The sequence below is a fragment of the Streptomyces finlayi genome (assembly GCF_014216315.1).
Taxonomy (GTDB): domain Bacteria; phylum Actinomycetota; class Actinomycetes; order Streptomycetales; family Streptomycetaceae; genus Streptomyces; species Streptomyces finlayi_A.
In genome coordinates, this window is the sequence record NZ_CP045702.1 from 452004 (window position 1) to 473164 (window position 21161).

A 21161-nucleotide genomic window follows, 5' to 3' on the forward strand; every position below is an offset into this window, starting at 1 on the left:
TATCGCCGCACGCCCGGCACATCGTCACGTGTGCGGCGCGGCGGTGCGCGCAGGCGTTCACGGCGCCAGCAGCGGATATCCCGCCGTACGCCACAGTTCGCGGAACGCGTCGACGGGAGTTCCGGCCGCGTCCGCTTCGGCGCCCCAGACCATCACCGCACCGGCGGAAGCGCCGGTCCGGGCCCAGCCGGGGTCGCCGGTGGCGGCGAAGTCGGCCCAGGACCGCATCATCCGGGCGGACAGGGTGTGATCGGCAGGTCCCGGGGGGCCGCCGATCAGGAAGTGGACGCTCTTCTCGTCGAGGGTGCCGAAGGCGAAGGGGATGTCCGCGCAGTGCCAGGCGCGGACCGGACCGCCCTCGCCGCCCCGGCGCCGGTCGAAGCGGGCCAGGTACGCCGTGCCGCCCGCGCGGGCGTGGGACTCGGCCAGTCTGCTGCTGTACTCGGCGAACAGCAGATCTCCGTACACCGCGAGGAAGATGTCGAGGACCGGGGCGCCCGGCATCAGCGCGCGGTAGCCGTCGACGAGTTCCGCCGCCAGTCCGAAGTCGGCCGCGAAGGCGGCGAGCCGGCTCTCGCTGGTGATCTCGGCACTGCTGCCCACGGCATCGAGCAGTCGGCACTCCTCCGTGGTGTGACAGACCATCAGGTCCACCTCGCGGCCGGCGCCCGCGGCGATGGCGGTGAGAGGGTCCGCCCGCAGGGTGTCGCCGTCCACGACGGGCCCGTAGATCGCCGGGTCGTAGTGGCGCTGTCCCGAGTCCGGATTCCGGCGGTAGCCGTCGGCGACCTGGTCGGAAGCGGCGACGAGCGTTGCCGGGGAAGCGGAGCGGAGGCCCGCCCGGGTCGGGGGGACTCCCGCCGCCGCGGCGACCTCGGCGGTGGTCCGCGCGGCGGCCGCCACCGGTGCGCAGGCGTTGACGGCGCTGTGGGCGACGGCCCGGCGGAAGAGGCCGCGTGCCCGCTCCGTCACCATCAGACAGGCGACCGCTGTCGCACCCGAGGACTGACCGGCCACGGTGACCCGGCCGGGGTCCCCGCCGAACGCGCCGATGTTGTCACGTACCCACTCCAGTGCGGCGATCTGGTCGAGCAGTCCCCGGTTGTCCGGGCAGACGTCCTCGCCTCCGCTGACCGGGACGTGGCCGAATCCCTCGAAGCCCAGACGGTAGTTGAGGGTGACGACGACCAGTCCCTGCCCGGCGAGCGCGGCGCCGTCGAAGTCGGGCTGCGCGGAGGAGCCGAAGACGTAGGCGCCTCCGTGAATCCACACGAGGACCGGGAGGGCGTCGTGGCCGGCTCCCGGGGTCCAGATGTTGAGGGTGAGGATGTCCTCGTCGCCGGGCGACCATGCGGGCGCGCCGGGAAGTTCGGCCGACTGCGGTGCGACGGGGCCGAACTCCAGACAGTCCCGTACGCCGTTCCAGGCGGGCGCCGGGCGCGGGGCCATGAAGCGGTGGGCGCCGAACGGCGGTGCGGCGTAGGGGATGCCGAGCACGGCGACGGTCCCGCCGTCAGCGGTGACCGGCCTGCCGCGTACCGGTCCGGCCACCGTCGTGAATACCCTCATCGCCACTGCCTCACTCGTGCTGTGCACCCTCCCCGGGCGCCGTTTCAGCATGTCAGGGGGCCGGCCACGGAGGCCAACACCTTGATCGTCGCGATTGACGCATCCGGGGTGTGAGTGAGCGGGCGGTGAGCCGAGCCGGGGGCTACACCTCGGTGAGTTCCCGCACGGTCGCCATGTCACTGAACGGCAGCAGTGCGTCACCGACGATCTGATGCGGCTCGCTCCCCTTGCCGGCGATCAGGACGATGTCGTCCGGGCCCGCGACGGAGAGGGCGAAGGCGATGGCCTCACGCCTGTCCACGAAGCGTTCGAAGGGGGTTCCGGTCGCCGTGAGGGCCGGGGCGATCTGGTCGAGGATGCCTTCGGGGTCCTCGTGGCGGGGGTTGTCCGAGGTGAGGACGCAGAGTTCGGACCCGGCCCCGGCGATCGTTCCCATGTCCGCCCGCTTTGTGGTGTCCCGGTCGCCGCCGCAGCCGAAGACGGTGATGACGCGGGCCTTGGCGAATCCGCGGATCGTCGTCAGGACCTTGCTCAGGGAGTCCGGCGAGTGGGCGTAGTCGACGATCACGGAGGTCCCTGACGAGGTCGTGACCCGCTCGAAGCGGCCCGGGATCTGGGGCATCTGTTCGAGCGCGGCGACCAGTCCGGCCAGGTCGTGGCCGAGGACGTGGCAGGCGGCCACGGTGGCGAGGGCGTTGGCCACCGAGAAGCGGCCCGGCGAGGGGATCGCGGCCGGATACTTGCGGCCGTCGTGGTGCAGGGTGAAGCGCGTACCCGAGGCGTCGACCGTCAGGTCCGTGGCCCGGAAGTCCGCTTCCGCGTCGAGGGCGTACGTGGTCACGGGGCCGGGCGCCGCGTCCCGGATCGCGGCTCCGACCGGGTCGTCGACGTTGATCACGGCATGGCCGCACAGGCCCTGGAACAGCCGCAGTTTGGCGTCCCGGTAGTTGTCCATCGTTCCGTGGTCGTCCAGGTGGTCCTGGGTCAGGTTGGTGAAGACGCCGACGTCGATGAACGTACGGTCCACCCGGTGGGTCAGCAGACCCATCGAGGTGGCTTCCAGCACCACGGTGCCGACCCCCCGGTCGCGCATGCAGCCCAGGAGGTACTGGAGGTCGGGCGTCTCGGGGGTGGTCAGGACCGACTGCGGCATCGGGATCAGCTCGTCACCGATCCGGCTGCCCGCCGTGCCGATGACACCGGCCTTCGCGCCTTCGGCGATGCGGAGCACGGATTCGACCATGTACGAGACCGACGTCTTCCCGTTGGTACCCGTGATCGCGATCATGTCCATCTGCCGGCCCGGCTCACCGAAGTAGCGTGAGGCGACGACCGCCGCCGCCGCCCGGATGTCGGGCACCCGGACCACGCACACGTCCGCCGCGGGCGCCGGGTGCTCGGACACCTCGGGGCCGACGAGGACGGCCGCCGCGCCTCGGGCGACCGCCGGTGCGACGGCTTCGGGGCCCCCGCCCTGGTAGCCGGGTACGGCGACGAACAACGAACCGGGCGCGGCCAGTTCGGCGTCGAAGGTGGTGCCCGCCGTGATCGACGTCCGGGCGGGGTCGCCCTGGAGAATCTGGTGGTCCTGTCCGGCCAGCAGCTCGCTCAGCTTCACAGTGATCCCTTCGAAGTGGCTCGGCCGGTGGTGCGGCCGTCGCCGGACAGCAGCACCGGCGGTGTCCGGGGGCTGCGTGGTGATGTGGAGCCGTAGTGGATCGCGCGTCCGGACGAACGGGACGCGAAAGTTCAGCGGGACAGGACGCCCGCGTGTTCGGGAGAGAGCAGCGGTCAGGCGCGGAGCCCCTGCCGGAACCGCTGGCGGTCACTGACCGTGACCGATGGAGAAGATCGCTAGCCGTGACCGTGCAGAGCGGTACGGCCGGTCCCGGGCGAGCCGGTACCGGCGGTGCTCACCGGCCCGGTGGACACCGGACGGGCCAGGGCCGGGAGCAGCACGGAGGCGGCCTGCGGCAGGCTCTTCCTCGTGGCGCGTGTACGACCCATGAGCCGAGTGTACGTCCGGTCGGACCTTTCCGGTTCCGCTCCCGGGTCCCTCACGGCCGCCTCCCGGGCCAGGGGTGGAGGGCGTTCCGTTGGCGGCTCCTCGCCGACCGGAGTGGAATTGCATACAGGGGACGTCGCCCCGGAGCGAAAGGACATGCCATGACTGACACCGAGCGGGGGGACGATGTCTACCAGCCCCAGGAACCGGAAGCCTCGGACCCGAACGAGCTGCTCAATGTCGAGGACACCCTGGACACCTCGGGCGTCACCGATCTCCTCGACGCGGGGTACTCCCCGCCGGAGCGCCCGTGGGCCGTCGACGACGAGGGCACCACCGCGGCGGAGCAGCACGACGGGCAATCGCTCGACCGGCGGCTCGTCCGGGAGCTTCCCGAAGTCTCCGACGCGGACCGGGGCCCGGGCGACCTGGCCGAGGGTGACGGGGAGCTCTGGGACGCCGAGGTCGGCGTCTTCCGGGCCGGACGGCTCACCCAGCAGGCGGACGGCAGCGTGCCCCACACCCTGACCGCTCAGGACGTGGGAATCGACGGCGCCGCCGCGTCGGCGGAGGAGGCCGCCATGCATGTCGTCGCCGAGGAGGAGGAGGAGGAGGAGGAGGAGGAGGAGGAACCGCTGGACGGAACCCCGCTCGACGACGAGTCCCCACCGGCGGGAGAGATCTCGACGCGCTGAACCCTTCAGTGTCACAACGCGCCGGACCCGTCGGCGTCACTCCGCGTATCCACCGCGCGAACACCGCCTCGGCCCCTCAGAGTTCAGGAGCACTCACAGATGACCGGCACCGCTCAGATCGGCGTCACAGGGCTCGCGGTCATGGGCCGCAACCTCGCCCGCAACTTCGCCAGGAACGGCTTCACCGTCGCCGTGCACAACCGTACGACCGCCCGGACCGATGAGCTGGTCAAGGAGTTCGGGGACGAGGGCGCGTTCGTTCCCGCGCGTACGCCGGAGGAGTTCGTGGCCGCACTGGAGCGCCCGCGCCGCCTCGTCGTCATGGTGAAGGCGGGCGATCCGACCGACGCCGTGATCAAGGAGTTCGCCCCGCTCCTGGACGAGGGCGACGTGGTCATCGACGGGGGCAACGCCCACTTCGAGGACACCCGCCGCCGCGAGAGGGAACTGCGTGAGCGGGGCATCCACTTCGTCGGCGCCGGCATCTCGGGCGGCGAGGAGGGTGCGCTGAACGGGCCGAGCATCATGCCCGGCGGCTCCACGGAGTCGTGCGCGACCCTCGGGCCGATGCTGGAGAAGATCGCCGCCCGTGCCGAGGACGGCACTCCCTGCACCACGCACATCGGTCCCGACGGTGCAGGGCACTTCGTGAAGATGGTCCACAACGGCATCGAGTACGCCGACATGCAGCTGATCGCGGAGGCGTACGACCTGCTGCGGGCCGTAGCGGGCTACTCCTCCGCGCAGATCGCCGAGGTGTTCCGCACCTGGAACACCGGCCGCCTCGACTCGTATCTGATCGAGATCACGGCCGATGTCCTGGCTCACACGGACGAGGCGACCGGTAGGCCGTTCGTCGACATCGTGCAGGACCGGGCGGAGCAGAAGGGCACCGGCCGCTGGACGGTGCAGATCGCGCTCGACCTGGGTGTTCCCGTGTCCGGCATCGCCGAGGCCGTCTTCGCGCGCTCGCTCTCCGGCCACGCGGATCTCCGCGAGGCCGCCCGCGGTCTGACGGGCCCGACGGCCGTGCCGCTCAGCGGGCCGGAGGCCGCCGCCTTCGCCGACCGGGTCGAGCAGGCCCTGTACGCCTCCAAGATCGTTTCCTACACCCAGGGCTTCCACCAGATCCGGGCGGGCAGCGAGGCGTACGGCTGGGGCATCGGCCTCGGGGCCGTGGCGGCTGTCTGGCGGGCGGGGTGCATCATCCGGGCGGCGTTCCTCGACCGGATCAGGTCCGCGTACGACGCGCGGCCCGAGCTGCTGAGCCTGCTCTCGGACGAGCCGTTCGCCCAGGAGATCGGGGCCGCCCAGGACGACTGGCGGACGGTGGTCGCCGAGGCGGTGCGCCAGGGCGTGCCGACGCCGGGATTCGCGGCCGCCCTCTCGTACTACGACGGTCTGCGTGCCGACCGGCTGCCCGCGGCGCTGACCCAGGGGCAGCGGGACTTCTTCGGCGCGCACACCTACCGGCGCACGGACCGGGAGGGCTCCTTCCACACGCTCTGGGGCGGCGACCGCTCCGAGGTGTCCACGGGCTGAGGGGTTCGCCCGGGCGGCCGCCCGGCCGGAGTGCGGGCGGTCCGCGGACGTGCGTGAGTGGCGGTGAGTGCCTGTCGTCCCGCACCGCCGACACCACCCATGGAGTGCGCGCATGCCCGACGCCGTCCCGGGCCCGGTCGCGGTCCAGCCCGTCGTAGCACCGTTGACGCATGCCGCGCTGATCCTGGTGGGCACGATCGAAGCGGGCGGCGGGGACGCCGTGCGCGACATGCTGCCGGATCTCCCACCGGTGGCCCGTTCGCTCGGCTTCCGGTATCCGGACGCGACGCAGGGTTCCGCTACTTCGACCACCGCGATCTGCTCGGTTTCGTGGACGGCACCGACGGACGCGGGCGCAGGGCGGAGAGGGTGACACAGTGGACGAGAATCACACGGAGCAGGCGGGTGAGCTCCGGTACGCCTGCCATCTGCTGGAGAGTGCCATCGACGAGCTCAACCACTCCGGCCTTCAGGACCCCGGCGCCCTTCTGCTGCTCCGCACGGCGGCTATCGCGCCGTACATGGACGTGGGCACCCGCGCCCGTGCCGTCCAGGCGGGTGGACCGGCGCCGGCCCTCGCCCCGCGGGTGTCCGACGCGGAGCTGCCTGGGAGCGCCACTCCGGGCCCCGCACCCGTACGCCTCCAGCAGCCCCGGTCGCACGGCGCCGCGACGTGACAGCCGAACCGCCCCACCACGTACCGGCGCGGGGGAGCACGCTGCGCGACCTTCTCGCATTCGACGACAGCGGGACGCTGCGGCTCCTGCTCGCGCCCGCCGGTCAGGATGTCGCCGTGCGGGGCGTGGTGTTCGGCGACGAGGTGGGCACGCGGTCGGCCGAGGGGTGTGCCGTGCTCGTGGTGGGGCCGCCGGTCTCCTGCGCCGAGGCCGTGGCCGCGGTGCGCGGGGCGGCCGCCCGCGGCGCCTGCGCCGTGGTGCTGCGGGAGTCGCAGGGCGTGCTCCCGGCACCCGACGTGCTGGCGGCGGCCGAGGAGTCGGGGCTCGCACTGCTGTGCCGGGCGCCGTGGGCGGACTGGACCGACACGGCGGCGCTGCTGCGTTCCGCGCTGTCGTACGCGGGGACGGAGCCCTCGGGCGAATCGCCGGAGGAACCGGCGGAGTCCGAGGACACGGTGGGCGGTCTGAGCGCCCTCGCCTCGGCCATCGCCGAGTACACGGGCGGTGCGATCACCATCGAGGACACCCGCTTCCGGGTGCTGGCCCATTCCGCCACCGGGCCCGAAACCGACGGGGTCCGCCGCGCCACGATTCTCGGCGGCCGGGTCCCCGAACGGCGAGTTGCCGAGCTCCGCCGGAGCGGGATCCTGCACGCACTGTGGACCTCCCGTGACGTCATCCACCGCCCCGCGCACGGCGACAGTCCCGAGCGCCTGGTCATCGCCGTACGCAACGGCCTGGAGGTGCTCGGCTCGATCTGGGTGGCCTCCGACGGACGCGGCCTCTCCCCGCACGCGCCGGACGCCCTGCGCCGGGCGGCGGAGGCCGCCGCCCCGCACCTGGTCCGGCACCGGCTGCGCGAGAGCGCGGCCGTACGCCGCCGTGACCACGCCCTGCGCGGACTGCTGTACGGGCTGGGCGACCAGCGCACGCACGCCTGGTCGCTGGGCCTCTCCGCCGACGCGCCCTGTGCGGTGCTGGTCGCCGAGCGGGCCGACGGCGCCCGACCGTCCGCCGACCGCACCCTGGACGTACTGGCTCTGCAGGCGTCCTCGTACCGTTCCACGGTGCTGGTGCTCCGCGAACGGGACCGGTTGCTGATCCTGCTGCCCGTCGGCCAGGCCCAGGACCGCGATGTCGCACGTCTCGCCAGGGAACTCGACACGCTCGCGGTGTCGCTGCCCGCAGGTGTCACCGTCCGGGTCGGGGCGGGCCCGGTCGTCGCGTCCGCCCTCGGCGCGGCCGCTTCGTACGAGGAGGCGGTCCTCGTCGTCCGGGTGCTGCGCGAGCGCCGGAGCCGTGGCGGGACGGAGGGCGAGGCGCGCTGCGCCACAGCGGCCGAAGCCGGCCCCTCACTCGACGTCCTGCGGGTCCTGGACGCCGTACGGCCGCTGTGGGAGGCGGGCGCCGGACCGGTGCACGATCTCGTACGGACGGACCTGGCGGCGGGGGGCGAACTCGTGCGCTCACTCGCCGCCTACCTCGACGCTTCCGGCGATGTCACCCGCGCGGCGCGGCGGCTCGTCCTGCACCCGAACACCCTTCGTTACCGGCTGCGGCGCGCACGGGAGCGCTTCGGCGTGGACATCGACGACCCCGACACGAGGCTGCTCCTCACGCTCGCGGTACGCCTCACGGGTGGTTCACCAAGGCCGTAGACTGAACGTTTCAGTATGTTTCGGTATGTTTCAGTACGTTTCGGTAGGACCGTTGCCCGTACGGCCAAGGTGTCCGCGCAATCCTTGGCCCGCTCGACAAAGACCTGTGGGGCCGCTGTCAACAACTCTCGCGGAATGACACAGATGACTCCCCCGGCTTCCGGCGCTCCGGCCGGTTCCGCCGGTTCCGCCCGCATCGCAGCCGCCGTCCGCCAGGCCGTGGCGGACGGCATCCTGGGCGAGGAGCAGCCCGTCGTCGGCTTCGTCGACACCGACGGAGTACGCGAATCCGTGGCGGCCCTGCGGGACGCCTTTCCCGTCATGCCCGGCACCCTCCACTGCTTCGCCGCGAAGGCCGCCTCGCTCATCCCCGTACTGCGGCTGCTCGCCGACTGCGGCATGGGATGCGAGGTCGCGAGCCCCGGTGAGCTGCGGCTCGCGCTCGACGCGGGATTCGCGCCCGCGGACATCGTGCTCGACTCCCCCGCCAAGACGCGCGAGGAGATCGGGCTCGCGCTCACCCTCGGCGTGGCAGTGAACGCCGACAGTTTCGACGAACTGCGCCGTATCGACGGACTGCGCACCCCCGGCTCGGCCTCCGTCCTGGGGATCCGGGTCAACCCCCAGGTCGGCAGTGGCTCCATCGGTGAGATGAGCACCGCGACAGCGACCTCGAAGTTCGGTGTGGCGCTCCGCGACGAGGGTGCCCGCGAAGCCGTCGTACGGGCCTTCGCCGCACGGCCGTGGCTGACCAGGCTGCACGCCCATGTCGGCTCCCAGGGCTGCTCGTTGGAGCTCATCGCACGGGGCGTCGCGGAGACGTACGAGCTCGCCGAGGAGATCAACGGCTCGCTGCGCAGGCAGCAGGTCACCAGCATCGACATCGGCGGCGGTCTGCCCGTCAACTTCACCGACGACACGGTCCGGCCCTCGTACGCCGCGTACGTGGCCGCACTGCGGGAAGCCGTGCCCGGCCTCTTCGACGGCCGCTATGCCCTGGTGACCGAATTCGGCCGGTCGCTGCTCGCCAAGAACGGCTTCATCGGAGCCCTCGTGGAGTACACGAAGGACGCGGGCGGGCGCAGGATCGCCCTCACCCACGCGGGCGCGCACACCGCCACCCGTACGGTCTTCATGCCCGACGCCTGGCCCCTGCGCGTCGGCGCGTTCGACGCACAGGGGCGCCCAGGCACCGGGCCGCTCATGGTGCAGGACATCGCGGGCCCGTGCTGCTTCGCAGGGGACGTCCTCGCGCACGGCCGGGAACTGCCGGAGCTGCGGGAGGGCGACTTCGTCGTGCTGTACGACACCGGGGCGTACTACTTCTCCACGCCGTGGGCGTACAACAGCCTGCCCAGGCCCGCGGTGTACGGCTTCAGCCACGGGACGGACGGCGAACGGGTGCGGTTCGCCCCGGTGCGCGACGCGCAGTCGCTGGACTCGATCGCGGCGGAGAGCGGCCTGGCCCATGCCGATGCGCTGACGGGACCGGGAGCCACCGCTATTTAGTAGCCATGTACATAGTAGCCATGTACTCTATTTCTCATGAGCAGCACGCACGATGGCGGCACGCACGGCACGCACGGCGACGGCGACGGGCATGATGGCGGCACCCACCGCAACGGCACTCACGGCGCGAGCCGGCCATCCGGTGGGCCGACTCCGGGGTTTCTCGTCTGGCGCCTCTCGATGAAGTGGCGCGTCGCCGTGGACCGCGCCCTGGCACCCCTGGGACTGACCCACGCGCAGTTCTCGCTCCTGGGGTCACTGATGGACCTCCAGCAGGCCGGGACCCGGCCCAGTCAGCGCCGGCTGGCGGACCACACGGGTCTCGAAGCGCTCTACGTCTCGAAGCTGGCCCGGACGCTGGAAGCGGCCGGCCTCCTGGAGCGCACCACCGACCCGGCCGACACCCGGGCGGTGCGGCTGTCACTCACCGAACAGGGACGCACGCTCACCTCGCGCGCGGTCGTTCTCGTACAAACCCTGATGGACCGGCTCCTGGAGCCGCTGGGCGGGCTGGAGGGTCCGGAGGCGGCCGCCTTCGCCCGTGAACTGACCGCGCTGCTCGACGTACCCCTGCACGCACCATCGACGAACGAGGAGTAGCCATGCCCAGCACAGTCACGGTCAACGGCCAGATCATCGGCCAGGCCCACTACGCCACCCGGGCCGTTCTCGAACGGCTGCTGGCCGGGTCCGGGACGACGTTCCACCAGTGCGTGGCCCTCAACGCGACGGCGGGCGACGGCGGCACGACGGGACGAGCGGAACTCGTGGCCCGGCTGACCGGCACGCTCAAGACCGACCGGGCGACGGCCGAGGCCGCACTCGGGGAACTGACCGGGGCCGGGCTGCTCGAAGAGACACCGGGGGACGACGGGGCCCACCTGGCGCTCACCGAGGCCGGCCGCGCACGCCAGGCGGCCATCCGGACGGGCACCGCCGCCATCGCGGAGCGCCTGTACGCCGGTCTTCCGGCGGAGGAGCTGGCGGCGGCGGGCCGCGTGCTCACCGAACTGACGGTCCGGGCGAACGCCGTGCTCGCCGACCCCGTCTGACCGGCCGCTCCCTCAGCGGGTCGGCTGCGGCGAGGGCTCGGGGTTCGGGTCCGGACCCGGTACCGGGTTCGGGTCCGGGTTCGGGTCCGGGTTCGGGTTCGGGTCCGGGTTCGGGTTCGGGTTCGGGTTCGGGTTCGGCGAAGGCGGCTGCGGAATGGGGTCCGGCGCCGGGCCCGGTGGTACGGGGCCGGGCGGCACCGGACCGGGAGCGGGCGGCCCGGGAGCCGGCGGCGCGGGCGGCGGTTCCGGCAGCGGTCCGGGCGGGCCCGGAACGGGGTTGGGCGTGGGTGGGGGTGGCAGCGGGTCGGGGTAGGGGTGTGTCATCTCGGTCCTCCAGCCTCCGGAGTCGTACGGGTGGAACGCGTCTCCACCGTCTCCCGGAGCGGTTGCCCGCGCCTGCCGAGCCCATACCCCCGAACCGGCTCTTTCAGAACATTTCGGGGTGCGACCTGAGCTGCTTCTCAGCTTCCCGTACCAGCTCGGCCGACGCCTCGGGCGCCTCGTCGGGGTGCCGCAACGCCCACTTCGCCGCGTACGGACAGAGGGGTACGACCGGGACGCCCTCACGGGCCGCCATGGTGTAGAACTCCCGGACGAGGGCGCCCGCGATGCCCTTGCCCTCGTGCTCCGGCTCGACCACCGTGTGGACGGCGACGAGGGCTCCGGGAGCGGGGTCCATCACGAAGTACGCGATGACCCCGGCGGCCCTTCCACCCTCGAACCCCACGAGCCTGCCGTGGTCCCGGTCGTCTCGGATGTCGAGTGCGACGTTCTCTGCCATGGCGGCTTGCTCCCTCGTGCGTGCGGATCCGACCCGGACGGATCAGGGCTGTACGGATCAGGGCTGTACGGGTCAGCGCCGTACCGGTCAGCGCTGTGCGGGCCGGAACCGCGATGGTCAGGACCGCGCGGGGACCGAGTGCGGGCTGCGCTGCGTGGGCGTGCCCGGCACCGGCGCCGACGCGTGCGTGCCGAGCGCGACGATGCGGTTGTCCGCGTCCACGTGGACGATGCTCGGAGTCAGTGAGCGGGCCTCGGCGTCGTCGACCTGCGCGTAGCTGATCAGGATGACCAGGTCGCCGGGGTGGACCAGGTGGGCGGCAGCACCGTTGATACCGATGACACCGGAGCCGCGCTCGCCCTCGATGACATACGTCTCCAGGCGGGCCCCGTTGTCGATGTCCACGATATGCACGAGCTCACCGGGCAGCAGATCGGCGGCTTCCATCAACGCGGCATCGACCGTCACGGAGCCGACATAGTGCAGGTCAGCCTGGGTGACGGTGGCGCGGTGGATCTTGGACTTGAACATCGTACGAAGCATGAAGAAACTCCCGGATTGTCTGCTCCCTGCCTGCTTTCCGCAGGTCAAGGGCTATCTCCGGAGCGTACAACGATTCGCATGTTCGGTCAGCTGTCCCCAGGTGTTGCAGGGCTCACGCTGACCCGGTGCTGACTTTCATGACGCAACATCAGGCGGGCTGCGTCGGCTGCGGGTGGACCACGGCCGCGAGGGCTGACCTCGACCTGGCCCTCGGGAGGCCTGCTCCAGACCCAGCAGTACGCGGAGGCCCTGCTTGAAGCACATTTCCCGCCGCTGGACGAAGAGACCATCGAGCAGCGAGTAGCAGCCCGCTTGTCCCGACAGGCGCTGCTGACGCGGAGGAACCCTCCCATCGTCTTCGTGTTCGTCGTGGAGGAGGCTGCGGTACGACGAATGGTGCGCAGCGTCGAAGTGATGCGCGGACAGTTGGAGCACCTGTTGCAGTGCTCGGCCATGCGCAACGTCGAACTACAGATCATGCCCACAGCTCGGGGCGCCCACAGCGGGTTGAACGGCGGGATGGTCCTGCTGGAGTCCGCCGACCGCAAGCAGTACGTGTATGTCGAGACCCAGGACATCGTCAGCGTCAGGTCAGACCGCCACGAGGTGAGCGAGTTCTGGATGCGATATGGAATGCTGCGGACGCAGGCCCTCAGCACCGAGAAGTCCTCACGCCTTATCGAGCGCATGGCAGGGGAGCTATGAGCACTGATCCGCACGCCGACCAGTTCGGCGAACTCGGTTGGTTCAAGAGCAGCTACAGCGGTACGAGTGGCGGCGACTGCGTAGAGGTCGCCACCACACCCGCCGCCATTCACGTCCGGGACTCGAAGAGGCCCCGGGCTGCCTCGCTCACCTTCTCCGCAAAGCAGTGGAGCGCGTTCGCCGCCTACGCCGGGCAGGCGTAGGCGAGCGAGCTGCCTCACCTCTAACGCAGCTCGCACTGGTCTCTCAGCAGGGCCGTGTGCAGCCGTAGCGTGCGGCCGTCGGGGAGGGTTGCCAGGACCTGGACTCCGTCGTAGTTGAGGAGCTGCCGCAGGACGGCCGCGAAGCCGTCGCCACGTGTGGGCGGCAGGCCGACGCGCTGGGCGAGGGCCGTGACCGGGAGGGTGCCCGCGTCGACGAGGGTCGCGAGCGCCTTCCTGATCTGTTCCTGCGGCGGTTTGCGGGCCAGGAGTCCGAGCTGGGCCTGGTAGGTCTCCGAGGCGAGGAGGCCGTTGACCAGGGTCTCGTCCGGAGAGACCAGGGTGGGGGTGACGAGGGTATCGTCGCCGCACGCCGTGACGGCAACCTCGAAGAGGGCTTCGTGCGTCTTCGCGAGTTCGGCCTGTTCCTTCTTCGGCTTGGCCGCTGTTCTCTTCGCCGGAACAGCGGCCGGGGCCACCACATGACGGACTGCGACAGGGTCAGTGGTCCGCGTGCCGGTGGACCACCACTCCGGCCGCTGCTCGCCCAACTCCCGCCACCCCTGAGGTGGTTGCGCGCCGAAGGGCAGGAACGCGAGCACCGGGATGGTGAACTCGGCGAGCGACGTTCCTCCGTGGTAGCCGGCCTTGAGTGAGGTGTAGCGGGAGTCGGCGTCCCACAGGGCGACAATGGTCGCGCCGGGCTCGGGCCAGACGACCCGGGGACCGGACAGCGGGATCTCCTGCTCGGCGAGCAGGCCGCCGTCGGGGAGGCGGTGCCGGGCGGACGGCGGTTCCGCCACCCGCACCCTCACACCATGCCGGTCGACGACGTGCCCGTGGTCGCTGGTGAGGACGACCGCCATGCCCTGGGCGGCAGCCACCCGCAACACGTCACACAGCCCGGCGACATGGTCGACGTGCCAAGCGCCGTCGCCGAGCTTCTGCTCCTTGGCGAGCCGGTCGTCGATGGTGTTCAGGACGACCGCGACGTGCGTCCTGCCGTCGGTGAGCGCGTCGGTCAGGGCGGGACCGAAGGTGTCCCCGTCCTGCTCGGCGCGCAGATCGTCCTTGTGGAAGACGGCGGCCGAAGCACCGCCCCACAGCTTGTGTGTGGGAAACAGCCGCTTCTCGTCGGCCTGGGTGCCCTTCATCAGCCGTCCCGCGAACAGGGAGGTGCGGGACACGGCGGTCAGGGTGGGCAGTGCGGCGGCCATGGCGCGGCGCTGGGGCCCGCCATGGGGCAGCGGGTCGAACTCGGCCCAGGTGCGGCGCAGTTCCTCGCCGAGTTCGTTGGCGATGGCGGCGCTCATGCCGTCGAGGTCGAGGAACAGCACGCGCCGTCCCTCGCCGTGGCGGACGACGGGCTTCACGACCTGGTCGAGGAAAGTCTCTACGGACAGCATCGAACCGGGCTGGGTACCGGCCGTCGATCGCCCGGCGCCGTACACGGACCCGCGTACCGAGAGCGTCGTACGCGGACTTGAGCACCGGGTCGGGGTCGCCGCCGGCCTCGATGTGTTCGAGGGCCAGGTCGGCCCAGCCGGTCTCGGTGCCGAGCCGCTTTATGGCGTCGCCCACGGTGGGTGACTCGGCGGGCGGTTCGGTGGCCAGCCAGCGGGCTGCTTGAACAGCGTGCGGCGCTCGATCTCGTCGTCCTGGTGTTCGCTGACCGGTGATCCGCACGTCGAGTCAGGTGCCGGTCTCGGCCGCGTCGACCGCCGCCCGCACGGTGGGATACACGCGCCTCAACTCCGCCCGTCCTTCGGCCGTGCGCAGCACGTCCCTCACTTGACCCACGTCGCGGGCGAGCAGGAGCCGGACCCCGCGGGCCTCGAGTTCCTCCGCCAGGTCGTCGAGCATGCGCACTGCGCTGACGTCGACGAAGGGAACCGTTTCGGCGTCGATCACGACCGCCGTCACCCCTTCCCGGGCGGCGGTCTCTCGTACCTTGGACTCCACCCGCTCGGCGTTGGCGAAGTAGATGCCCGCCTCGACACGCAGCACGACCACACCCGGGATTCCGCGGCTCTCGGCGTGTCTGTCGAGCGCGGCGAAGTGGCCGTTCCCGGGCATCTGGCCCAGTTCGCTGATGTGCGGGCGCGAGGAGCGGTAGAGGAGCAGAAGGAAGGAGACGCCGATGCCGATGAACAGGCCGGGCAACGTGTCGAAGGCCATCACTCCGAGCATCGCCGCGACCGCGGCGGTGAAATCAGGTCGCGCGGCGACGCCGTAGTCCTGACCGAGCCTGTGGGTGCAGACGCGATAGAGAGAGACCAGTGAGCGGAGGTCGACGAGGTCGATCAGCGCAGCGATCACCACGCCCGCGAGCACTGCCTCGGGAAGCTGCTCGAAGAGGCCGGTGAGGAAGAGGAGCGTGATCACGGTCAGGGCGGCCACGACGATCCCGGACAGCTGGGTGCGTGCGCCGGCCGACCAGTTCACGGCGGTTTTCGAGAGGCTGCCGTTGACGACCATGCCGCTGGAGAGACCGGCGCCCAGGCCGGCAGCCCCGATCCCGATCAGCTCGCGGTTGGCATCGACCTCGTAGTGGCCGCGGGCGGCGTAGGTTCTCGCGGCTCCGAGTCCCTCGGCGAAGGCGACGAGCATCACGCCGACGCTGCCGGCGGCGAGGCCGCCGAGGTCGCCGGCCTGAACGTCGGGAAAGCCGAACGAGGGGAGACCGGTCTCGATGCTGCCGACGACGTCGACACCGTGGTCGTCCAGGTCGAACGCGGCGGCGGCGGCGATTCCCAGCGCCACCACGATCAGTGAGCCTGGCACGACCGGGGCGACACGTCTGAGAACGACGATCAGGACGAGGCTTGCGAGGCCGACCAGGACGGTGAGGCCGCTGGTTCCGCCGAGATCCTCGATCAGGGCCCACACCTTCTCGAAGAAGTTCCCCGAGCCACCCTCCACACCGAACAGCTTCGGCAACTGGCCGGCGATGATCGTCAGTGCCAGGCCGACGATGAAGCCCTTCAGTACGGGCTCCGAGATGAAACTGGCGACGAAGCCCAGGCGCAGGAGGCCGGCGAGGAGCGCCGCGATGCCCACCGTGACGGCCAGGGCCGCTGTCATCGCGACGAAGTCCGCGCTTCCGGCGCCGGCGAACTCGCCGACGACCGCCGCCGAGAGCGCCGCCGTCGCCGCCATCGGCCCGGTGACCATGTGCCTGGAACTGCCGAGGGCCGCGTAGAGGACCAACGCGGCCGGCGCGGCGTAGAGGCCGACCACCGGCGAGACACCCGCGATCGTCGCGTAGGCGAGCGCCTCGGGCACGAGAACCGCCCACACGGTCATCCCGGCCAGCGCGTCCCGCCCCAGCCACTCCCTCCGGTAGCCCCGCAGTGAAGGGAACAGCCAGTGCATGTCCGCCCTCATGAGGAAAGATCACTTATTGCGTCGCCTACCAGCTTCGCGGCGAAGAGCAGGCAGATCACGGCCATGATCGCCATGTTGTTCCGCTCCATCCAGAGCTTGAGACCGTCGAGGATGTGCTTCGAACGCTCCTTGAGGGCGAAGTAGAGCACGACCGGTGTTCCGGGCCCGAGCGCCCCGAGCACCACGTAGACCGCCAGTGCCACGGCCTGTGCGCCGGCGGAAGTGTCCGTGCGCGCGATCGTCGACGCCGCGGCGATCGAGAGCAACAGGTTCTTCGGGTTGAGGGCGGACAGTGCCATCCCCAGTGCCAGCGCCTTGACAGGAGTGAACGAGTCGACCGTCTTCATCCACTTCGGCAACGTCACCTCCTCTTCGCCGCGAGGTCGGCCGCGCCACTCCTTTACCGCCACCCACAGCAGCAGCACGCCGAGCGCCAGGTCGAGCGCGCTGACCCAGTCAGCCGGCTGCCCCTGGTCGCTCGGGCCCGCGCCGCCGGAGACCAGCAGCACGATCGTGCCGACCACGGCCAGGCCCAGTGCCCAGCCCAGAACAAGCGCCGGTCCGTTGGAGCGCGCCTTGGGGGTGGCGAGCATCAGCACCACACCGATGATCGGGAACGCGCTCAGCGCCACGGCGACGCCGTAGGACAGAATCTGACCGATAGCCTCACCCACGGCCGCCTACCTCACGCCGGTTCGATCTCGCCCGGCCGCCAGCTCTTGTCGAACCAGCTTTCGAGTGGGCCGTAGAGGCGGAGGATCATGAACCAGCCCTTGCCGGGTACGGTCTGGACCCAGTTGCCCTCCCGGCCCTGCGGCGCCGTCGGGCCGAAGTGGATGACCGTGTCGCCGTTGTCCTCGGGCCGGACGGCGTCCGAGAGGCTGTTCACGCTCGGGTACGGGCGGTCGGTGCGCAGCATGGAACGGGTCTGTGGGTCGTAGACGTTGACGGCCCAGAAGTTCTTCACCGGGATGCCGCTCGGCAGTCTGAGCGTGTAGGCGTGCCCGCCGTCGAGCCAGGCGCCGGTGGAGTCCTCCGCCGTGTAGGCGTACTGCGATCCGGCCCCGACGGCCGCCGCCGCCATCGCCGGCGAGGTGCCCGCCCCGACGTAGTGGAACACCGCCCGGGCGTCCAGCAACCGGGCACCCTCCGCCGACAGGAACTCGTAGCTGCGCGACGGCCACGGGTTCTTCCACGACGAGCTGCCAGGGTAGTGGTAGAAGCTCGGGTCACGCGGCTTGAAGGCCAGCGTCCTTACCATGCCCGAGGCGATCCGCGCGGCGGTGTCGAGGATCGAGCGCATCCGGTCGTCCGGCTGGAACGGCTTGCCGGGCACGATACCGATCGCGGCGAGCTGACCGGCCCGTTCGGGATCGAGTGCCTCGGGCGGCTCCGACTGAACGAGGGTGTCGATCTCCTCGAAGAACGAGAAGTCGTTCGCGTGGACGGTGTTGAAGTCCGAGTCCGCGAAGTTGACGAAACGCTGCTCGGGCGGGTCCGCCGCGGCGGAGAGCGGGTAGATCCGCGTCCGGAGCAGGCTCTCCTCACCGCCCAGCGCACGCATCAGCACCCAGGAGGAGAAGGTTGCCGGCCGGGTGACGAGGTATCCGTCGGGGACGTCACCATCGTAACCCGGCGGCAGGAAGAGGTACTTGCCTCCCTCTCCCTTGTCGCGTCCGGCGATGCCCATGTCGGTGACGTAGCGCTGCCACAGGTCGTTGACGAAGCACAGCGAGTTCGGCGGCGCCTCGATCACGGTGGGTCCGTCCTGGTCGAGCGCCAGGCAGGTCATCCCGTACGTCGTCTCCGTGTTCGCCGTGAGCACCAACGGTGCCGAACTGCAGCGCGGGGAGGTGAAGCCGATGGTGCGGGAGTCGATGCCGAGGCCGGCGAGGCCGCGCCGCATGGCCACCATGGAGGCGCCGGGTACGCAGTTGAGGAACGCCTCGATCCCGCGCAGCAGATCCAGCGTGTCATAGCTACGGGTGACCGTATCGGGCAACGGCATGCCGTCGAAGAACTGCAGCGCGCCGAAGACCGTCTCCACCTGATCCGGAGTGCTGATCGACGCAAGGGTCTGGGCCGACGTGCCCGGGCTGGGGGCGTCGCTGACTTGGGGCATGGGGTTCCTCCTGTACAGGTCGTTCCTTGAGAACTGCGCACCAGTGGTTCTTCACGCTGTCCCGGTAGGCGAACTCCGGGGCCGGCCGATCACGTTCTCCCGGGCAGGCCGCGGGTCTCCTCGCAGATCACCCCCGCATGAAGTCGCGCGCTCCACCTCGGCCGACGAACAGCCGCCGGCCGCAGGACCGGAGGTGGTCGAACAGCTCCGGCATCGGCCGCAGCCGCACGCCGCGGTCAGTCCACCGCCTCGATCTCGCCCGGCCGCCAGGTCTTGTCGAAGAACGGCTGCAGGGGGCTGTAGAGCCGCAGGACCGTGAACCATCCCTTGCCCGGCGTGGTCTGGATCCAGTTGCCCTCCGGCACGCCGTGGGGCCGGTCGGGCCCGAAGTGCACCGTCGTCGTGCCGTCGGCATCGGCGCTCGCTGCCGGGCTCGGGTAGTCCTGGCTGCCGGCCCGGGGGAACCGTTGCGGCGTGTCGAGCATCGAGCGTGTCTGGTTGTCGTACACGGTGCACGACCAGAATCTGGCGGCGGGGATGTCCGACGGCAGCACCAGACGGTAGTTCCTGCCTCCGTCCAGGGACCGGCCCTCCCGGTCCGCGAAAGCGAACACATACTGTGAGCCGACGCCGGTCAGCGGCGTCGAGAACGCCGGACTGACGCCCACGGCCAAGTACCACCACCAGGAGCGCCGGTTGAGCATCCGGGCACCGTCGCCCTGACGAGGCTGGACACCCTTGTCGGTGACCACGGCGGGCGGGGTCAGGAAGTCATGGCCGGACTCGAGCAGGACGTTGAGCCACTGGGAGGACGCACCGTAGTAGTGCGCCCCCTCGGCCGGGCGCGGGAGGAAGGCGAGCGTGCGGGCCGTGGCGTTACCCACCGCGGCCGCTTCGCTGAGAATCCCCCGCATACGGGTGTCCGGCTGGAAGTCTTTGCCCTTGACGATCCCGATCGCGGCGAGAGCACCGGCGATCTCGGGATCGAGAGCCTCGGCCGGCTGATCATGGACAAGTTCACTCGCGAGGTCGAAGTACGTCGCGTCCGAGGGCGGGATCGTGTTCATGGAGAGCCCGGTGCCTTCGACGAAGCGGGGCGGAGCGGGCTTCTGGAGCGCAGCGGTCCAGGTCTGCGCGGTCCACGGGAGCGGCGGGGCCGTGCCCCCGGTGACGATCTCCGCGAGACTCGTTCCGTACAGTCCCGGGACGTAGCGGTAGAGGCGCAGCCCCTCCTTGACGCGCTCCGCTACCGGCTTCGGGTCGTCGCCCTCCAGGAACGCCCGCCCGCCCAGGAGCAGCCGCGTGGTGCGGGTCCGGCATGTGAAGAAGCCGCTCTCGGGCAACGGGCCTTCATAGCCGGGCGGCACGAAGAGATATCTGCCACCCACCCCGCGATCGGGTCCGGGCAGGCCCAATGGTCCTGAGTTAGCTGCCCGGGGTGCGATGATCTTGGGGTGGAGCGGATTGAGGGTGTGGCCGCGGGGCGGCTGACGGATGACGTGTCGATCGGGTTGCTGGCGGCGGTGTTCCCGGAGGAGGCCGTGCGGGCGGCGATCGATGAGGCGGGGGCGCGTGAGGAGCGAACGCGGTCGTTGCCGGCGAAGTTGATGATGTATTTGTCGCTGGCGTTGTGGTTGGAGCCGGGCAAGGGGTACGTGCGCACCCTGCGGGGCCTGCTGGAGGGGCTGCGGTGGTCGCGGGGCGGCTGGGGCGAATACCGGGTGCCCAGTGACGGGGCGATCTCGCTGGCCCGTTACCGGTTGGGTGAGGCGCCGTTGCGGAACCTGTTCGACGAGGTCGCAGCCCCGGTGGCCGATGAGCGCACCCCGGAGGCGTTCTGGCGGGGGCTGCGGTTGATGGCGGTGGACGGCACGGTCTTCGATGTGCCCTCGGGGAAGCGGAACGAGGCGGCGTTCGCGGTTCCGGCCGGTGGAAGCCGGCCGCAGGTCCGCCTGGTGGCGCTGGCCGAGTGCGGCACGCTGGCCCTGACCGGGGCGGCCTTCGACTCCATCGCGGTCGGTGAACGCACCCTGTTCACCCGCCTGTTGGACCGGTTGGCGCCCGGCATGCTGCTGCTGGCCGACCGCGGCTTCCCCTCGTTCGGCCTGTACCGGGCTGCCGCCGCGACGGGCGCACAACTGCTGTGGCGCGTCTCGGCTTCCTTCACCCTGCCCGTCAAGAAACGGCTGGCCGACGGCACGTACCTGTCCGAACTGCGCGGCGAGCGGAAGTCGCAGCGGGTCACGGTACGAGTCATCGAGTACTCCGTCGCCGACGACGGCGGAATCAGCGAGGTCTTCTGCCTCATCACCACCCTGCTGGACCCTGAGCACGCGCCCGCTTTGGAGCTGGCCCGCAACTACGCCGAACGCTGGTCGGTGGAAGTGCTCTTCAAACTGCTCAAGGTCGACCTGCGGCAAAGTGGCGGCATCCTGCGCTCGGGCAAACCCGAGGGAGTACGACAAGAACTGTGGGCGCTACTCTGCGTCTACCAGGCCCTGCGCACCCTGATCGCCAGGGCCGCCGTGATCGCGGGCATCGACCCCGCCCGCATCAGCTTCCCGCCCGTCCTGGACGCCGTCAAAAGCTCCCTCAGGACGGCTTTTTCCCCCTGACCAGCTCGCGAAGGCCCTGCACTTCCTCATAGCCGACCTCCCCGGCATGCACATCCGAGACCGCCCCACCCGCACCACGCCCCGCACCACGAAACGCCCCC

The 21161-nt window shown here is 70.9% G+C and carries 20 protein-coding genes and 1 pseudogene; 11 read left to right on the plus strand and 10 right to left on the minus strand.

What is annotated here, in order from left to right; translation table 11 throughout:
* Positions 1-57: 57 nt before the first annotated feature.
* From F0344_RS02255 to F0344_RS02265, 3 genes are all read right to left on the minus strand, one after another.
* A complete protein-coding gene (locus tag F0344_RS02255; protein ID WP_185297163.1) occupies positions 58-1569 on the minus strand; it encodes a carboxylesterase/lipase family protein in 1512 nt (503 codons plus the stop codon).
* 142 nt (positions 1570-1711) lie between these two features.
* On the minus strand, positions 1712-3187 hold the full coding sequence (locus F0344_RS02260; protein WP_185297164.1) for a UDP-N-acetylmuramoyl-L-alanyl-D-glutamate--2,6-diaminopimelate ligase: 1476 nt from the start codon (positions 3185-3187) through the stop codon (positions 1712-1714).
* A gap of 236 nt (positions 3188-3423) precedes the next feature.
* Entirely contained in the window at positions 3424-3576 is a 153-nt protein-coding gene (locus F0344_RS02265) for a hypothetical protein (RefSeq protein ID WP_185297165.1), read from the minus strand.
* Positions 3577-3735: 159 nt separating this feature from the next.
* Between F0344_RS02265 and F0344_RS02270 the strand changes: the two genes are divergently transcribed.
* The 8 genes from F0344_RS02270 to F0344_RS02305 all read left to right on the plus strand — a co-directional run bounded on the left by F0344_RS02270 (position 3736) and on the right by F0344_RS02305 (position 10707).
* Positions 3736-4269, plus strand: a complete 534-nt coding sequence (locus F0344_RS02270; RefSeq protein WP_185297166.1) for a DUF5709 domain-containing protein — start codon at positions 3736-3738, stop codon at positions 4267-4269.
* Between the two features lie 99 nt (positions 4270-4368).
* Positions 4369-5811 carry an NADP-dependent phosphogluconate dehydrogenase gene (gene gndA, locus F0344_RS02275; RefSeq protein WP_185297167.1) on the plus strand — a complete coding sequence of 481 codons (1443 nt, stop codon included), beginning with the start codon at positions 4369-4371 and terminating at the stop codon, positions 5809-5811.
* Between the two features lie 112 nt (positions 5812-5923).
* Positions 5924-6184 carry a hypothetical protein gene (locus tag F0344_RS02280; RefSeq protein WP_258049603.1) on the plus strand — a complete coding sequence of 87 codons (261 nt, stop codon included), beginning with the start codon at positions 5924-5926 and terminating at the stop codon, positions 6182-6184.
* 4 nt (positions 6185-6188) lie between these two features.
* Positions 6189-6488 (plus strand): hypothetical protein, encoded by a 300-nt coding sequence (locus F0344_RS02285; protein ID WP_374940053.1) that lies wholly within the window; start codon positions 6189-6191, stop codon positions 6486-6488.
* Positions 6485-8146, plus strand: coding sequence for a PucR family transcriptional regulator (locus F0344_RS02290; protein WP_185297168.1), 1662 nt, complete (start codon positions 6485-6487; stop codon positions 8144-8146). Before F0344_RS02285 ends, F0344_RS02290 begins: the two co-directional genes overlap by 4 nt.
* 135 nt (positions 8147-8281) lie before the next feature.
* A complete protein-coding gene (locus F0344_RS02295; protein ID WP_185297169.1) occupies positions 8282-9655 on the plus strand; it encodes a diaminopimelate decarboxylase in 1374 nt (457 codons plus the stop codon).
* Between the two features lie 180 nt (positions 9656-9835).
* Complete coding sequence (locus F0344_RS02300; RefSeq protein ID WP_258050226.1) at positions 9836-10255, plus strand: MarR family winged helix-turn-helix transcriptional regulator; 420 nt, start codon at positions 9836-9838, stop codon at positions 10253-10255.
* Between the two features lie 2 nt (positions 10256-10257).
* Complete coding sequence (locus F0344_RS02305; protein WP_185297171.1) at positions 10258-10707, plus strand: MarR family winged helix-turn-helix transcriptional regulator; 450 nt, start codon at positions 10258-10260, stop codon at positions 10705-10707.
* 427 nt (positions 10708-11134) lie between these two features.
* On the opposite strand, the gene F0344_RS02310 is transcribed toward F0344_RS02305, so the two are convergent.
* Both F0344_RS02310 and panD read right to left on the minus strand, forming a co-directional pair.
* Positions 11135-11488, minus strand: coding sequence for a GNAT family N-acetyltransferase (locus F0344_RS02310; RefSeq protein WP_185297172.1), 354 nt, complete (start codon positions 11486-11488; stop codon positions 11135-11137).
* A gap of 117 nt (positions 11489-11605) precedes the next feature.
* The gene (gene panD, locus F0344_RS02315) at positions 11606-12031 is read right to left on the minus strand and encodes an aspartate 1-decarboxylase (protein WP_185297173.1); all 426 of its coding nucleotides are present in this window, start codon (positions 12029-12031) and stop codon (positions 11606-11608) included.
* Between the two features lie 219 nt (positions 12032-12250).
* On the opposite strand from panD, the gene F0344_RS02320 reads away from it, so the two are divergent.
* Both F0344_RS02320 and F0344_RS02325 read left to right on the plus strand, forming a co-directional pair.
* Positions 12251-12736: a DUF5753 domain-containing protein gene (locus F0344_RS02320; RefSeq protein ID WP_258050227.1), complete on the plus strand. Its 486-nt coding sequence runs from the start codon at positions 12251-12253 to the stop codon at positions 12734-12736.
* Complete coding sequence (locus tag F0344_RS02325; RefSeq protein ID WP_185297174.1) at positions 12733-12939, plus strand: DUF397 domain-containing protein; 207 nt, start codon at positions 12733-12735, stop codon at positions 12937-12939. Before F0344_RS02320 ends, F0344_RS02325 begins: the two co-directional genes overlap by 4 nt.
* Positions 12940-12959: 20 nt before the next feature.
* On the opposite strand, the pseudogene pglZ reads toward F0344_RS02325, so the two are convergent.
* The 5 genes and pseudogenes from pglZ to F0344_RS02350 form a co-directional block, all read right to left on the minus strand.
* Positions 12960-14562: pseudogene (gene pglZ / locus F0344_RS02330) on the minus strand (BREX-2 system phosphatase PglZ); the annotation flags it as partial.
* Positions 14563-14628: 66 nt separating this feature from the next.
* Positions 14629-16311 (minus strand): SulP family inorganic anion transporter, encoded by a 1683-nt coding sequence (locus F0344_RS02335; protein WP_219732103.1) that lies wholly within the window; start codon positions 16309-16311, stop codon positions 14629-14631.
* A gap of 8 nt (positions 16312-16319) precedes the next feature.
* The gene (locus F0344_RS02340) at positions 16320-16997 is read right to left on the minus strand and encodes a GAP family protein (RefSeq protein ID WP_185297176.1); all 678 of its coding nucleotides are present in this window, start codon (positions 16995-16997) and stop codon (positions 16320-16322) included.
* Positions 16998-17008: 11 nt separating this feature from the next.
* A complete protein-coding gene (locus F0344_RS02345) occupies positions 17009-18445 on the minus strand; it encodes a DUF1254 domain-containing protein (protein ID WP_185297177.1) in 1437 nt (478 codons plus the stop codon).
* A gap of 236 nt (positions 18446-18681) precedes the next feature.
* Complete coding sequence (locus tag F0344_RS02350; protein WP_258049605.1) at positions 18682-19860, minus strand: DUF1214 domain-containing protein; 1179 nt, start codon at positions 19858-19860, stop codon at positions 18682-18684.
* Between the two features lie 39 nt (positions 19861-19899).
* Between F0344_RS02350 and F0344_RS02355 the strand changes: the two genes are divergently transcribed.
* Entirely contained in the window at positions 19900-21060 is a 1161-nt protein-coding gene (locus tag F0344_RS02355; protein WP_185297178.1) for an IS4 family transposase, read from the plus strand.
* Positions 21061-21161: the final 101 nt, after the last annotated feature.

Excerpts from the sequence above, each read along its gene's own strand:
- F0344_RS02265 (WP_185297165.1), bottom strand. The coding sequence starts at position 3,576 with ATGGGTCGTACACGCGCCACGAGGAAGAGCCTGCCGCAGGCCGCCTCC.
- F0344_RS02325 (WP_185297174.1), top strand. The coding sequence starts at position 12,733 with ATGAGCACTGATCCGCACGCCGACCAGTTCGGCGAACTCGGTTGGTTC.
- F0344_RS02280 (WP_258049603.1), top strand. The coding sequence starts at position 5,924 with ATGCCCGACGCCGTCCCGGGCCCGGTCGCGGTCCAGCCCGTCGTAGCA.
- F0344_RS02300 (WP_258050226.1), top strand. The coding sequence starts at position 9,836 with ATGAAGTGGCGCGTCGCCGTGGACCGCGCCCTGGCACCCCTGGGACTG.
- gndA (WP_185297167.1), top strand. The coding sequence starts at position 4,369 with ATGACCGGCACCGCTCAGATCGGCGTCACAGGGCTCGCGGTCATGGGC.
- F0344_RS02345 (WP_185297177.1), bottom strand. The coding sequence starts at position 18,445 with ATGCCCCAAGTCAGCGACGCCCCCAGCCCGGGCACGTCGGCCCAGACC.
- panD (WP_185297173.1), bottom strand. The coding sequence starts at position 12,031 with ATGCTTCGTACGATGTTCAAGTCCAAGATCCACCGCGCCACCGTCACC.
- F0344_RS02305 (WP_185297171.1), top strand. The coding sequence starts at position 10,258 with ATGCCCAGCACAGTCACGGTCAACGGCCAGATCATCGGCCAGGCCCAC.
- F0344_RS02255 (WP_185297163.1), bottom strand. The coding sequence starts at position 1,569 with ATGAGGGTATTCACGACGGTGGCCGGACCGGTACGCGGCAGGCCGGTC.
- F0344_RS02295 (WP_185297169.1), top strand. The coding sequence starts at position 8,282 with ATGACACAGATGACTCCCCCGGCTTCCGGCGCTCCGGCCGGTTCCGCC.
- F0344_RS02310 (WP_185297172.1), bottom strand. The coding sequence starts at position 11,488 with ATGGCAGAGAACGTCGCACTCGACATCCGAGACGACCGGGACCACGGC.
- F0344_RS02335 (WP_219732103.1), bottom strand. The coding sequence starts at position 16,311 with ATGCACTGGCTGTTCCCTTCACTGCGGGGCTACCGGAGGGAGTGGCTG.
- F0344_RS02270 (WP_185297166.1), top strand. The coding sequence starts at position 3,736 with ATGACTGACACCGAGCGGGGGGACGATGTCTACCAGCCCCAGGAACCG.